Source organism: Synergistaceae bacterium (genome assembly GCA_031267575.1).
Taxonomy (GTDB): Bacteria; Synergistota; Synergistia; order Synergistales; family Aminobacteriaceae; genus JAIRYN01.
Genome location: JAIRYN010000064.1, coordinates 1 through 13,385, shown reverse-complemented (window position 1 = coordinate 13,385; position 13,385 = coordinate 1). Strand labels below are relative to the sequence as shown.

Annotated in this window: 13 protein-coding genes; 5 read left to right on the top strand and 8 right to left on the bottom strand. The window is 53.6% G+C overall.

What is annotated here, in order from left to right:
- On the bottom strand, positions 1–239 hold a 239-nt coding region (locus LBJ36_10780), incomplete at its 3' end, for a hypothetical protein (GenBank protein MDR1379520.1).
- A gap of 645 nt (positions 240–884) precedes the next feature.
- Between LBJ36_10780 and LBJ36_10775 the strand changes: the two genes are divergently transcribed.
- The 5 genes from LBJ36_10775 (at position 885) to LBJ36_10755 (ending at position 6,758) form a co-directional block, all read left to right on the top strand.
- Positions 885–1,688 (top strand): type III pantothenate kinase, encoded by an 804-nt coding sequence (locus tag LBJ36_10775; GenBank protein MDR1379519.1) that lies wholly within the window; start codon positions 885–887, stop codon positions 1,686–1,688.
- Positions 1,669–2,796 carry a tRNA-dihydrouridine synthase family protein gene (locus LBJ36_10770; GenBank protein MDR1379518.1) on the top strand — a complete coding sequence of 376 codons (1,128 nt, stop codon included), beginning with the start codon at positions 1,669–1,671 and terminating at the stop codon, positions 2,794–2,796. Before LBJ36_10775 ends, LBJ36_10770 begins: the two co-directional genes overlap by 20 nt.
- Complete coding sequence (locus tag LBJ36_10765) at positions 2,780–4,786, top strand: NAD(+) synthase (GenBank protein ID MDR1379517.1); 2,007 nt, start codon at positions 2,780–2,782, stop codon at positions 4,784–4,786. Before LBJ36_10770 ends, LBJ36_10765 begins: the two co-directional genes overlap by 17 nt.
- Before the next feature lie 205 nt (positions 4,787–4,991).
- The gene (locus LBJ36_10760) at positions 4,992–5,441 is read left to right on the top strand and encodes a cupin domain-containing protein (GenBank protein MDR1379516.1); all 450 of its coding nucleotides are present in this window, start codon (positions 4,992–4,994) and stop codon (positions 5,439–5,441) included.
- Between the two features lie 57 nt (positions 5,442–5,498).
- Positions 5,499–6,758: an HD domain-containing protein gene (locus tag LBJ36_10755; protein ID MDR1379515.1), complete on the top strand. Its 1,260-nt coding sequence runs from the start codon at positions 5,499–5,501 to the stop codon at positions 6,756–6,758.
- Positions 6,759–7,070: 312 nt separating this feature from the next.
- Here the strand turns inward: LBJ36_10755 and LBJ36_10750 are convergent, their stop codons facing one another.
- The 7 genes from LBJ36_10750 to LBJ36_10720 form a co-directional block, all read right to left on the bottom strand.
- Entirely contained in the window at positions 7,071–7,844 is a 774-nt protein-coding gene (locus tag LBJ36_10750) for a Fic family protein (GenBank protein MDR1379514.1), read from the bottom strand.
- Between the two features lie 97 nt (positions 7,845–7,941).
- On the bottom strand, positions 7,942–8,592 hold the full coding sequence (locus tag LBJ36_10745) for a DNA-3-methyladenine glycosylase (GenBank protein ID MDR1379513.1): 651 nt from the start codon (positions 8,590–8,592) through the stop codon (positions 7,942–7,944).
- A 9-nt stretch (positions 8,593–8,601) separates the two neighbouring features.
- Positions 8,602–9,102 (bottom strand): pantetheine-phosphate adenylyltransferase, encoded by a 501-nt coding sequence (gene coaD, locus LBJ36_10740; GenBank protein MDR1379512.1) that lies wholly within the window; start codon positions 9,100–9,102, stop codon positions 8,602–8,604.
- Positions 8,994–9,632: an RsmD family RNA methyltransferase gene (locus tag LBJ36_10735; GenBank protein ID MDR1379511.1), complete on the bottom strand. Its 639-nt coding sequence runs from the start codon at positions 9,630–9,632 to the stop codon at positions 8,994–8,996. The genes coaD and LBJ36_10735 overlap by 109 nt, the downstream gene beginning before the upstream one ends.
- Positions 9,633–9,642: 10 nt before the next feature.
- Positions 9,643–10,647 (bottom strand): tRNA (guanosine(46)-N7)-methyltransferase TrmB, encoded by a 1,005-nt coding sequence (gene trmB / locus LBJ36_10730; protein MDR1379510.1) that lies wholly within the window; start codon positions 10,645–10,647, stop codon positions 9,643–9,645.
- Between the two features lie 31 nt (positions 10,648–10,678).
- Entirely contained in the window at positions 10,679–12,070 is a 1,392-nt protein-coding gene (locus tag LBJ36_10725) for a phosphomannomutase/phosphoglucomutase (GenBank protein MDR1379509.1), read from the bottom strand.
- 22 nt (positions 12,071–12,092) lie between these two features.
- On the bottom strand, positions 12,093–13,385 hold a 1,293-nt coding region (locus LBJ36_10720; GenBank protein ID MDR1379508.1), incomplete at its 5' end, for a hypothetical protein.

The window sequence follows — 13,385 nt, the reverse complement described above, 5'->3', positions numbered from 1 at the left end:
ATTATTATATTAAAGAGAAAAAGAACTTTTAAGAATGAACTTTTAAGAAATGAAGAAATTGTTGCTTGTTGCTTGTTGCTTGTTGCTTGTTGCTTGTTGCTTGTTGCTTGTTGCTTGTTGCTTGTTGCTTGTTGCTTGTTGCTTGTTGCTTGTTTATTATATCCAATTTTACGTGAAAAACAAGCGTTGAAATCATGACTTTCTCTCCCTAGATTAACTCGATCAAAACTTTGGCTCAAAATTTAGAATCCCAATTTTCTCCGCCGACATTTTTTATATTTTACACCACATTTTACATTGGAGAGCAATACACGGCGAGTAACCAGCAGGGCAGCAGCATTTACTCTCGAATACTTGATATGACTGGCCTTGTATACTACGTAAAAATACCTATTAGAATATGCGAAGCTAGTGAATAGTTAAACTCCTTTGATGGCTTCTCAATGCGAGATGCGGGGCGGAACATGACTGGGATATCGATGCGGCTGTAAATATTCTCAGAGTGGGGGCATCCACTCTTAAAGGAGAAGACGTAAGACCGGTTTCAGTCGGCTGTTTTTGTCGATCTTAGAATCCCACAACTTTAGTCGTGGGAATATGTCAATCAATTCTACCTTTTCTACCTTCCCTCGTTTTTTCTTAGGGGGTGGTCCTATTTCTTGGGACCATTATACATATAATATTATACATATAATTTACACATACAATTTATACATACAATTTATACATACAAATAGGAAAACTTCCCTTCGCGCTGAAACAGCCGCGTTACAGCGCGGAGACATACGAACTACGTCCAGATGTAGGCTATTTTAGCTATTCTCTCCCTCCTCTGTTATACTTTGCGCGGCTTTTAAAACGCCAACAAGCAAGGAGGTTTTCTTATGCTCTTGGTCACTGACGCGGGAAACACCACAACGGTTGTCGGTATTTTCGACGGCGACGAGTTGATTGCCCACTGGCGGCTTTCCTCTATCTTACACACGTCGGACGAGTTCGGAGTGTACTTCTTGACCCTTTTTTCTACCGTATCCGCGGCCCGCGGCCAACCTATCCACATCGACAGCGCTATTTTAGCCAGTGTGGTGCCGAGTTTGGACCTTCCCATTTGTGAAGCGGTGAAAGTATACCTGAACGCCGATTGCCTGAGGGTCGACGCCTTCACCGATACGGGCATGGAAATTCGTTATGGCGCGCCTCGCGAGGTGGGGGCGGACCGGATCGTCAACGCGGTGGGAGGACGGCACAAGTACGGCGCACCCCTTATTGTGGTGGATTACGGCACGGCAATCACTTTGGACGTGATCTCGCCGGACGGCGCGTACCTGGGCGGCGCCATTGCCCCCGGTCTGGTCACGGGAGTTCAGGCCCTCTTCAGCCGGGCCGCCAAGATGCCTCAAGTGGGACTGGAACTTCCCTCCTCCGTGATCGGACGTAACACCAACGAATCGACCCAATCGGGCATTCTTCACGGCAACGCGGGCTTGACGGAGCACCTGGTCGAGAAAATCCGCGAGGAGCTGGGTGTCTCGGCAAAGGTGGTAGCCACGGGGGGACACGCGGAGCTGATGGCGTCACTGACGAAATCCATAGACTACGTGGACCCTTGGCTGACTCTGGACGGCTTGCGCGTCATTCATGAACGCCTTGCCTTCAAAAATGTCAAAAATGAACATCTCCCAAAATAAAAACAAAAGAATCGGCGGCCTGGAACTTGATAACGCACTTTGGCTCGCGCCGCTTGCGGGGGTGACGACTCCTCCAGTCCGGGAGTTTTTCTCACGCCTGGGCGCAGGGTTAACACACACCGAAATGGTGAGCTGCATGGGGCTTCTGCGGGACAATCGCAAAACCCAGGGAATGCTGCGCCTTCTATCCGGAGAGGGACCAGTGGTTTTGCAACTTTTCTCTGGCGACGCTGACACGATGGTCCGTGGAGCTCAAGTTGCTCTGGAATGCTGTTCCCAAAGTTCCACGTCTTTGGCATCTTTTGCCGCCTTGGGGATCAACATGGCTTGCCCCATGCCGAAGGTGACCAAGCGCGGGGCTGGAGCGGCTTTGATGGGAAGGCCGGAGGTCGCTTTCGAGATGGTACGGAGCCTGAAGCGCCTGGAACTTCCGGTCTGGGTGAAAATACGCAGGACATCCGACGAGGAAGAGACCCTCCGGTTCGTGGAGGGCCTTGTTGACGCAGGATCAGAGAATGTTTGCGTTCATGGGCGTACTCCGGCCCAGCGCTATGAAGGACGAGCTGACCGGATCATCGTGGCCGCCGCATCTTGTCGCTTTCCAGGAAAAATTTCCGCCAGCGGAGATGTCTCTCACGTCGAGGACGTGAAAGAATACTTGGATATGGGCTGTGTCGGTGTAATGCTGGCTCGGGGCGCCCTGGCGAACCCCTACCTGTTTCCTCTGACGCTACGAGCGCTGGGCCGCCAAGTCCCCGACGAGCTGTGGAACCCGACGCCGGAGCAGAGGTTCCAGCGTTTGCGGAGCTTGAGCGAACGATCTCAGGAGGTCTCCGGCCTGAGCGCTACTTTAGTGCTCCTCAAACGACTGATGGCAGGGATGTTCAAGGGCGTTCCGGGAGCGGCGGAGCTGCGCCGCCGGGCTGGGTCCGCCACGCGTTTAGACGAATTGTTGAGCTTTCTCGCCGAGGGAGTCGGAGAAATGTCTCCGTCCCCTGTGCCTTTCGACATTGCCGATTTAGAGATCAGCAGAGAGCCGGCGACGAAGGATCTATGCGAATCGCTTAGTTGCTTTGAGAGGAGTGGGACGGATGACCTGCGCGTTTGAGGAATGTGATGAGGGATATAAGGGATATAAGGGATTTGAGGGATATGTTCGTGTGGCAGCCGCGACGCCGACGATCCAAGTGGCCGACTGCGTTTACAACGCGGAGCGTATTCTCGCCTTAATGGAGAGGGCTAACGAGGAGCAGGTTCGTCTCCTTTGCCTGCCGGAACTTTGCCTCACCGGCTACACCTGCGGAGATCTCTTTCTGCAGGAAACTCTGCTCCAGGACGCTCACAGAGCCTTATCTTTTCTTGTAGAGAAAAGTTCGAGCCTTTCGACCTTAACGATAGTGGGAACGCCCTTGGCCTGGAATGGGAAGCTGTTTAACGTGGCGGCGGTATTCGGCGGAGGAAAATTATTGGGTTTCGTCCCCAAGAGCAACATCCCAAATTACAACGAATTTTATGAATTGCGCCACTTCTCACCCGGACCGAAGGAAGCGCGGCTGATTTCCTTCGGCGGCCGGGACGTTCTTCTGGGCGCACAACTCCTATTTCAATGCGAAGAGGAGCCCGCTTTTCGTCTTGCCGTGGAGATCTGCGAGGACCTGTGGGTGCCTGTGCCCCCAAGCGCCTCTCACGCTATGGCGGGGGCGACGGTCATCGCGAACCTTTCGGCCAGCGACGAGGTGATTGGTAAAGCCGCGTATCGAAAATCCCTAGTCGCGGGACAATCTGCGCGTCTCCTGTGCGGGTACCTTTACGCCGACGCGGGATTAGGAGAAAGCAGCACCGACATGGTTTTCGCGGGACACGACTTCATTTGCGAAAATGGCGAGGTGCTGTCCGAATCCCCGCCCTTTGGGGACGGGTGGGCGACGACGGAGATCGACTTGCGTGCCCTAGAGTACGAGCGCCGCCGTCTCAATACCTTTTCCTTGAACTTTGGGGGTTCCGGTTACTCCCTGGTTCCCTTCTCGTTAGATCTCCACTTTTCCGAATCCAAGTTGCCCTCGTTATTCCCATTATTGCGCCGTCCTGTGGTTCCCCACCCCTTCGTTCCCAAGGACGAGAGGGAAAAAAACGCGCGCTGCGAGGCCATCCTCGATATGCAGGTAGCAGGGCTTGCCCAAAGACTGGAGCGCGTTCACGCTCAAAAAGCCCTGGTCGGCGTATCGGGAGGGCTGGATAGTTGCCTGGCGCTGCTGGTGACGGTCCGGACATTCGTCAAGCTCGGTCGCCCCGCGACGGACGCCGTGGCGGTCACGATGCCCTGTTTCGGCACGACGGATCGCACGAAGTCCAATGCCCTGACGCTTTGCGAGGCCTTGGGCATCCCCTGCCACGAGATCGGCATCACTGACTCCGTTCGATCTCACCTGCGCGACGTGGGCGCGTCCGAAGAAACTCACGACCTGGTCTATGAGAACGCTCAGGCTCGCGTGCGGACTTTGACGCTGATGGACCTGGCGAACCGTCTGGGCGGCATCGTGGTCGGTACGGGAGATCTGTCGGAGTTGGCGCTGGGCTGGGCAACCTACAACGGCGACCACATGAGCATGTACGGAGTGAACTCCGGGGTCCCGAAGACTCTGGTGCGACACGTGGTGAAGTACGTGGCGGAGGTCTCTCCAGACTTAAGGGAAGTGCTGGAGGATATTCTGGCGACTCCCGTGAGCCCGGAGCTACTGCCCCCTCAAGGGAGCGACGTGGGGCAACGGACCGAAAGCATCGTCGGCCCTTATGAACTGCACGATTTCTTTCTGTACCACGTGGTTCGCTGGGGGCGGCCTCCTTCAAGGGTCTACGCTCTCAGCAAGATAGCGTTCGGAAACGCGTACTCCGCCGAAGAACTTCTAAACTGGCTGAAGGTGTTTTACCGCCGTTTCTTCGCGCAGCAATTCAAGCGGAGTTGTCTTCCCGACGGCCCTAAGATCGGTTCAGTAAGCCTTTCGCCGCGCAGTGATTGGCGGATGCCCAGCGACGCGGCCTATTCAGCCTGGCTCCGAGAGCTGGAAAAGCTGGAAACTCTCGACGTTCGCGGGCCATGAGGTATAATTACTGCGGCTGTAAATATTCTCAGAGTGGGGGCATCCACTCTTAAAGGAGAAGACGTAAGACCGGTTTCAGTCGGCTGTCTTTGTCGATTTTACAATCCCATGACTTTAGTCATGGGAGTATGTTAAGCTTGGTTAAGTCCGTTAAGTCCGATAAAAGGCACGGGTTTCAAATCATTTAAGAATGGGAGGGTTTTGCATGAAAAAAGTTCTATTGTTTAGCATTTTGTTTTTCGTCGTTGCCGCGGCCGTGATGACTGTAATGGCTTCTTCCGCTTTCGCCGATATTTTCAAGCAGGAAGACCTCATTGTCCTGGATAAGGAAAAGGCGGGAGGCGGTACAGGTGTATTGTACGGCAAATACGCGTTCACACGCGACATGCCCCCTATGGAAAACCCGGTTAGGGAAATCGGCTGGCTGACGCTCAAGTCGGGAGACTCCATCGGCTTTCACAAGCATGACGTCAACGAGGATGTCTACATCGTCGTTTCGGGCACAGGGGTATTCACGAACGACGACGGCAAAGAACACGAGGTGAAAGCGGGAGATATTACTATAGCTCGCAAAGGACAATCTCACGGTTTGGTCAACACCGGCAAGGAAGATCTGGTCATCATTTCTGTTATTGCCGGGAAAACGCCCCAATAGTGAACACATAGTGAACGCATAGTGAAAGTGAACATATAGTGAACGTATAGTGAACGTATGGAAATAAGGATAGACCAATTGATCAAGGCCATCGCCACGGCGCTGGATATCGTGGAGGGAGAACTGCTGGGCGCCAGCACGCACCATGGTAAACGCATCGCCGTCCTTGCGGCTGCTATGGGGATAGACCTTGGGCTTAACAAAGATCACCTGTCCGCGATGACGACTTGTGCCTTGTTTCACGACAACGCGCTCACAGAGCACATTCTCGCCGAACAAGAAGGAGATCGCCCTTCTATGTATCTACATTGCGAGCGAGGTCAGAGTAACGTGGAGATGCTGCCCTTTAAGGTGGATGTGTCCGGTTATATTCTGTATCACCACGAGTGTGCCGACGGCAACGGCGTGTTCGGCAAAAAAGAAGGAGAGTACCCGTTGGAAGCGGAGCTTATCGCGATTTCCGACATGATCGACATTGATCACCACCTGCAAAGGCTCTCCTTCGACACCTTACCCAACCTCCGCAGCCTAATCGCCGACGATGCCGGGAAACGCTTCACTAAACGCGCCGCGCGGGCCTTGCTGAGCATTCTCGACGAGAATATGCTTTTCCTCCTGCGCGATGATCGGATAGCGGAAACGGCCGAGCAGGTCATCCCAACTTTCATTCTCGACCTGAAGGTGAACGAGATTATTGGTATCGCGGAGATAATCGCGCGCATCATCGACTACAAATCTCGGTTTACTCGCCGTCACACGTCACAGATCGCTAATAGGGCATGGTTGATGGGCGGTTACTATGGCTACGATGACGCACTCCGGGTGCAACTCTACCTCGCGGCCGCTCTTCACGACCTGGGCAAGCTCGCGACGCCCACGCACATACTGGAGAAGCCCGGCAAGCTGGATCAAGAAGAGTTCGCCATTATCAAAGAGCATGTGCGCCATACCTACGAATTACTCAAAGATATCGACGGGTTCGAGCAGATCCGTGACTGGGCTTCCAACCACCACGAAAAACTTGACGGAACGGGTTACCCTTTCGGAAAAGGCGCGGACGCGTTGGACTTCAACTCGCGCATGATGGCGTGTATCGACATTTATCAGGCTGTGAGCGAGTCCCGGCCTTATCACGAGCAGCGCGGACACCCAGAGACTATGGTCATTCTCTATGACATGGCACAAAAAGGGTTTATCGACGGCACCATCGTGAAGGACCTGGACGTGGTGATGGCCCCCTACTCCAACCGAGATATCCCCCTGCTTCTCGTTCCTGTAGTCCCAAATGTGTTAGCGCATTCTCACGTCTCCAACTAGAGCTATTATATTATCCCTATTATATTATCCATTGAAGGACCGTAAAAGAAGGACCGTAAAAGAAGGACTATAAAAGAAGGACTATAAAGGAAGGACTGTAAAAGAAGGACTGTAAAGCTAGTTATTTGAGGGTAGGGGGGATATTTCTCTCCGCTTCTCTGTTGTGAATCGCCGTTGTGCTGGGGTGTGAGAATGAACGAGGTCAAATCGGCGGTCGGAGAGGCAGCGTTGGAGAAATACAATTTTGGACGCTCGGCGGCGCGTTTCGTGAAAAAATAATATGTTATTCCTCCCTCCCTTCGATTCCTTCGATTATACCAGTTTCTCAATGTACTTCGACAGTTCTTCTTCTTCGTAGGCGAGAAGGAGCCGCGTTAAAGTGTTCGGCGTTTGATTGATCGAGCAATAGCTCTCGAAACAATCGTAGTATTTGCGACGGTCGGTGAATTTTATATCTACCGACAGAAAACCGGCCTTCATGAGTTCCAAGTTCAGAATGAGGCGTCCCGTTCTTCCGTTCCCGTCAATAAAAGGATGTATACCTTCGAAACGTAGATGAAATTCCGCCGCTGCCTCGATAATGTGCTTTGTTTGTTTCATTGTTTTATATTCTTCTAGTAACGTTTTCATTTGTTCTGGAATAAGATAATGAGGCGGTGGCGTGTGTGAAGCCCCGATAATCATGACTGCTACGCTTCGGTATGTCCCTTTGTTTTTTGCGTCGTTCACCAGAACAAGCGAATGTAATTTCCTGATCGCGCGTTCCGTGAGCGGGCTTCCGGCATCCGCGAGTTCTATTATATAAATAAAGGCGTCTCTGTGGCCGATAACCTCTAGATGTTCTCTGATATGCTTTCCATCTATCGTGACGCCTTGCTGTAAGATAAGTGCCGTTTCTTTCAGCGTCAAAGTATTGCCTTCAATGGCATTGGAGTTGTACGTATTTTCAATTATGAATTCTTCGCGCAATCGTTTCAGTTCGGTTGAGTTAAGAGGGCGCAAAGATCCTAATTTCTTTCTAAGTTCGTCTATTCGTTGTTCGTCTATTCGTTCGAAATTTATATCGCTTCCCGGAAATTCCTCCATTCTTACGTTTTCTCTCCAATCATTGTTTCGAAGGTATACATCGAAAAAAATCGCGTTTTCTCGTTATACTTTAGGACCTCAAATCTAATATTGCAGGTCAACATATCCCTGCCTCGATCCCTTTGCGCGTGGAGAGAAAGGCGCTGTCCCGAATCACAAAACGATAGGGAAGACAAGCCGCTTTCCCCGCGTAGTTGACGTTGATCCGGGGCGTCGCTAAAATTTGTCTTTCTGGAACCGGTTCGCCTTCCGTGATAAAAAGAACGTCGCCGCAGAGGTCCGCGCCGTAACACTCTCTGGTGATGTCAAGGGCCATGCAAAGTTTGCCCGGACCGTTGCACAAATTTTTTATCGCTTGCGTCTTGCGGCGTTCCCCCATGAGCGGAATGCCTTCCCTCGGTTCCAGAGCCCGAACCAGAACCGCCTCGGGCTCGCCTTCCACGTTGGCCACCACGTTGAAACAATTATACATTCCGTAGATCAGGTAAACGTAAGCATAACCCCCAGGGCCAAACATCACGTCGGTACGATGTCTGCCCGATGGACCCTTTCCCCTGTTTTTTCTGTTTTTTCTTCCGTAAGCATGGCAGGCTGGGTCTTCCCGCCCGGCGTAGGCCTCGGTTTCAACGATAAACCCTCCGGCCGCGACACCGTCCTTCACGTGAATCAGCGTTTTACCCAATAACGCTTTGGCGAGGGGCACAACACTCTGAAGATAAAAACCTCGTCCGAGGAGAGACGCTCTCATCAAAAACACTCAAGAACGGGAACGAAGCGGGAAACGATCCCTTAGACGACGAAAAACGCCGGGTGGCACCATATCATGGACCGCGCCGCCGAACTGGAAAATATCGCGGATGGAACTACTCGAAAGATAGGAATATTTTGGGTCTGTGACGATGAAAACGGTCTCGATTTCAGGGGCCATTTGTCGGTTCATCAGAGCCATTTGAAACTCGTACTCGAAGTCGGACATGGCTCGCAGGCCGCGAATAATGACCCGGGACTTTTGCTGCCGCAGATAGTCGATCAGCAATCCCTCGAAGTGGTCCACCGTCACGTTAGGCAGGTAAGACAGGGCTTCCCGCGCCATCATCTGCCGGTCCTCCACACTGAACATTGATCGCTTCTGGGTGTTGATGAGGATGCTCACTCGAACCTCGTCAAAAATAGCAGCGGCCCGTCCCGCGATGTAAATGTGCCCGTTGGTGATGGGATCGAAGGATCCAGGGTAGACGGCGCGGACGGTATGTTCCATAAAAATGCCTCCTGATGTATGATCCTCAAAAACGTCAAGGTGGTCTCGCCATAAGTACGGGCGTCGGTAACGACCCAGGGTTGGGGGACCTCCAACCCCTCCCGTGACGCGTGCTCCACCACAAAGATCCCTTCCGGCTTCAAAAGTTTTTCCAGACCCTTTGTATAGAGCAACGACTTTCCCCAGCCCTCGTTGTAAGGAGGATCGGCGAAGGCCACGTCGAAAAGGCGCTCCCGCTTCAAAAGCCACGCTATGGCCCGCCGTAGTTCCAGAGACAGGACGACGACCTTCCCCGCTTCCGCGAAATCCTCGCTTATCGAGCGCTCTATAGCCCGCGCCCGGTCCCTCAGAACCTCAACCATTACCACGGAGGGGGCGCCTCGCCTCAAGGCCTCGATACCCACGCGACCGGTTCCCGCGAAAAGATCCAGGAAAACGGCATTTTTGAACCCCTTCCCCGCCTCTCCGCCACTCAGTATACTGAAAAGGGCCAAAAGAACTCGCCCAGACGTAGGACGGACTTCCTTCATGTTCTATTTTTCATGTTCTATTTTCACCCGCGCGCTCGCGAAGACGTCGCGCCAAGTCCTCAATGGAGAAACGCACCGCGGGAGTCAGGAAAACCCGGGCCGTCTCGTCCAGCTTCACTAACGTATCGTCGCGACGTTCGGACACCTTAAAGTAATAACGCTGTTCGAACTCGTCGTCGGTGGAGACCGTTTCGACGAGAAAAATTTTACCATTCATTTCCGCCGCTCCTGACGCCGCGTAGTGCTTTTTGAAGACCCATCGCGTGTTTTTCGGCCCCGTCCCCGACGCGTCGAATAGAAAAGCGAGCCCGCCCTCTGGAAGGGGCATTCCCGTTTTGGCGTGCATGATCCTCCCCTCCTTCCCTTCGGCTTCCCATGTCTCGGCTTCCCATGTCTGTCGGGAGACGGTGAAATTTTGGGTTTTGACTACGGTTAGCCTGATGATGTTTTTTCCCATTTCCAGCCATTTGCGCTCGTACTTGGTTGTGATAGGCCGCGCCGGGTTCGTTTCGTAGGCAAGCACGTCAAACGCCTCGTGCCACGCCAGCTTTTTCTGGGCGTCCAGAGCGTACCACTCTTCATCCGTAAGCAGCTCGAAGATCCCGCCGATTTTCAAAACGGCGGCGAGGGCATCGATGAACTCCCTGGCAGTGACTCGGCGCCGCGCGTGGCGCGTTTTGGGCCAAGGGCAAGGAAAATTCATTGTCACCCGGTCAAGGGAGGCGTCAGCAAACAGTTCTTTCATCATGAAGCGGGCGTCAGCGCAGAGGATCTTCAGGTTGGGAGGGTTGCCTGACGCGCTTGCCCGTCGCGCGCAACGCGTGACACAAGCGGGAGAAACCTCGATTCCCATCGATAGGGTCTCCGGGCACGCCAAAGCCCGCTGAACCGTGAATTCCCCGTTGCCGAAACCTATCTCCAGTTCCGCTTTTGGCAAACCGTCGGAAAGCCGACCGAGGTTCAGGGGCAGATCGCCCCCTTTGGGAAATAAAATGCAGCCGTAGTTTACCCTCAATACATTTACCTCTATGCGCTCAAATATGCGCTCAAAACGTCCATTCGAAATCGGGAAGTCCCTCGGCCAGGATTCTCTTTTTGATGTCCTCCATGATGAACTCCAGGGTTTTCTGGTCCTTGCCCTCGCAGCGAGTGGTAAGGACCGGCTGGGTATTGGAGGCTCGGATGAGACCCCACCCGCCAGGGTAGAAAATACGAACTCCGTCTAAAGCGAGACCTTCGTATTTCTGGAGGGCTTTGTCTCGGATGCGATCAATCACCGCGAACTTCTCGGCGTCGGGGCAGGCGATTCGTGCTTCCTCTGTTGCGGGATAGAGAGGCACCGGCGCCATCAGGCAGGACAGACTTTTGTTGGAGTTGGAGAGAATCCGCAGCAGACGCCCTGCGGCGTAAAACGAATCGTCAAAGCCATAATATTCGTCGGCGAAAAACATATGTCCCGAAAGCTCGCCAGCGAAAAGAGCGTCGATCTCCCTCATCTTTGCTTTGATGACGGAGTGTCCCGATTTCCAGAAAACGACATTTCCTCCCAGCCGCTCAATTTCCTCGGACAACGCCATGGAACACTTGGGTTCTACAATGGCCTCCGCGCCTGGATGTTTTTTCAGGATATCCGCCCAGTAAAACGCCATTAGCCGGTCGCCGAAAATCACCTCGCCCCGCTCGTCCACGACACCCAACCGGTCCGCGTCGCCGTCGAAGGCGAAGCCCACGTCGGCTTTCGTCTCTCGGACCTTTGCGATCAGCGCCGTCAAATTTTCCCGCTTCTGAGGGTCGGGGTGATGGTTGGGGAACCGGCCGTCCGGTGTTCCAAAGAGGGACACATACTCGCAGCCCAGTCCTGAGAGAAATCGGCAGATCGTCTCCCCTGCCGTCCCGTTCCCGCTGTCGCAGACAACTTTCGGCTTTCGGGGTCCCAACTCGATTTTCGAGAGCAGCATGGCAAGATAGGCGTCCACGATACCTTGACGCTCGACAACTCCGGCCTTTCCACCCGTCACAAAGTTTCCTTTTTCCGCAATCCTGCGTATCTCCTGGACATCGTTCCCCCAAAGAGTGCTCTTCCCAAAAGCGAGCTTCAAACCGTTCATGTTGGCGGGGTTGTGGCTGCCTGTGACCATCACCGCGCCCTCTAGGTCAAAGTGATAAAGGCTCCAGTAGAGCATAGGTGTGGTGACAATGCCGATATCCACAACGTCGATGCCCGTGGACATCACTCCCCGCGCAACCGCCTCACGGATGCGTCCTGTAGAGAGTCTCACGTCGCCACCCAGGGCTATTTTCTTGACATTCCGTTCGGCTAGCCATGTTCCAAAACTTTTGCCGATGGTCAGAACGACCTCGTTCGTCAGATCGATTTCCGTCCCGTCCGCGATGCCCCGTATATCATATTCCCTGAAGATGTCCGATGAAACGCGCATGTTATCTCCGCCTCCAGAATGTTTATAACCTCGGGTCCACCGGTTCGCTTTCCAGCGCCAGCACTCCAAATACGCATTCGTGCACTCGGTAAAGCGGCTCCCGTCTGGCAAAGCGATCCAGCGACTCCATACCGAGAGCGAACTCGTCGAGAGCGAGGCGTCCTTTTTTCCAGAGCGGGCGTTTTTTCAGCCGTTTCATGTGGTTGAGGTCCGCGTACTCCGGGCCGTAGATGATACGCAGATATTCGCGACCTCTGCATTTAACGGCGGGCTGAATCAATTTTCCGCCGCTCCTCGCCACAAAATCAAATGGCTTTACGACCATGCCTTCCCCGCCGTTTTCCGTGAGTTGCGTCCACCAGTCTTTCCCGGCTTGTACGCTGGCTTCGTCCTTTAGATCGACAAAGAGGTGATTTGTCGCGATGAAAACAGGATCGCGTCCAGAAATGTATTTTTCAACGACACGCATATGTTCGGCGTGACTCGCGTCTTTCCACACATGGCCTTCCGTTGCTAAAATGTGGAACGGCGCGATGCGAAGGTCATCCAGCGAAGGCGACGGCCAACAATAACGGCGATACGCTTCGGTGTAATATGCCAGGGCCTCGCCCCGCGCTTTGTATTTCTCCAAAAGCCCATTGAGATCGACGTTCAATCCCGAGTTCAGTCCCGATGCGCCGTCTTTGACGCCCAAGGATTCGGTTCCTCTTGCGTTTGCTTTTTCGAGCGCCTCGATAGCGGCGGACAATCCGAGACGCCCAGCTTCGCCAGTCGCGGCGTACTGTTCGGAGAGCAATGTTTGCGCCTTTGCGGACCAGGGCATCAGTTCGGTGTCGAGGCAGAGCCAATCTGTCGAAAAATCCTCCCAGAAACGAGAGTTATCCAAAATATTGGCTAAGCGCGCGAGTAATTTACTTTCACGGTCCTCGTTCGTCGCGCCGAAGTCGAAGAAATGTCTGCCGGTGCGAGAGTAGATAACGCCCCGCGAACCGTCGTCCACGCCGAACCGAGAACGCGCCGTTTTTTCGTCGCGGCAAAGGACGATCACGGCGCGGCTGCCCATGTGTTTCTCTTCGCATATCACCGTTTCGACACCGTTGGACTGAAAGTACGCGAACGCCTCGGCGGGCTGCTCCAGATAATCGTCCAACACACTTGTCGCGCAGGGGGACATCGTAGGCGGAAGATAAATGAGCCATCTCGGGTCCGCCGCGAATCGGCTCATGATTTCAAACGCGGCGACGGAGTTCTCTTCCATAACGGAAATGCCTCCGTGGAGACTTGTTTCGATACGGCGTTTCCCCATGACGTCTTT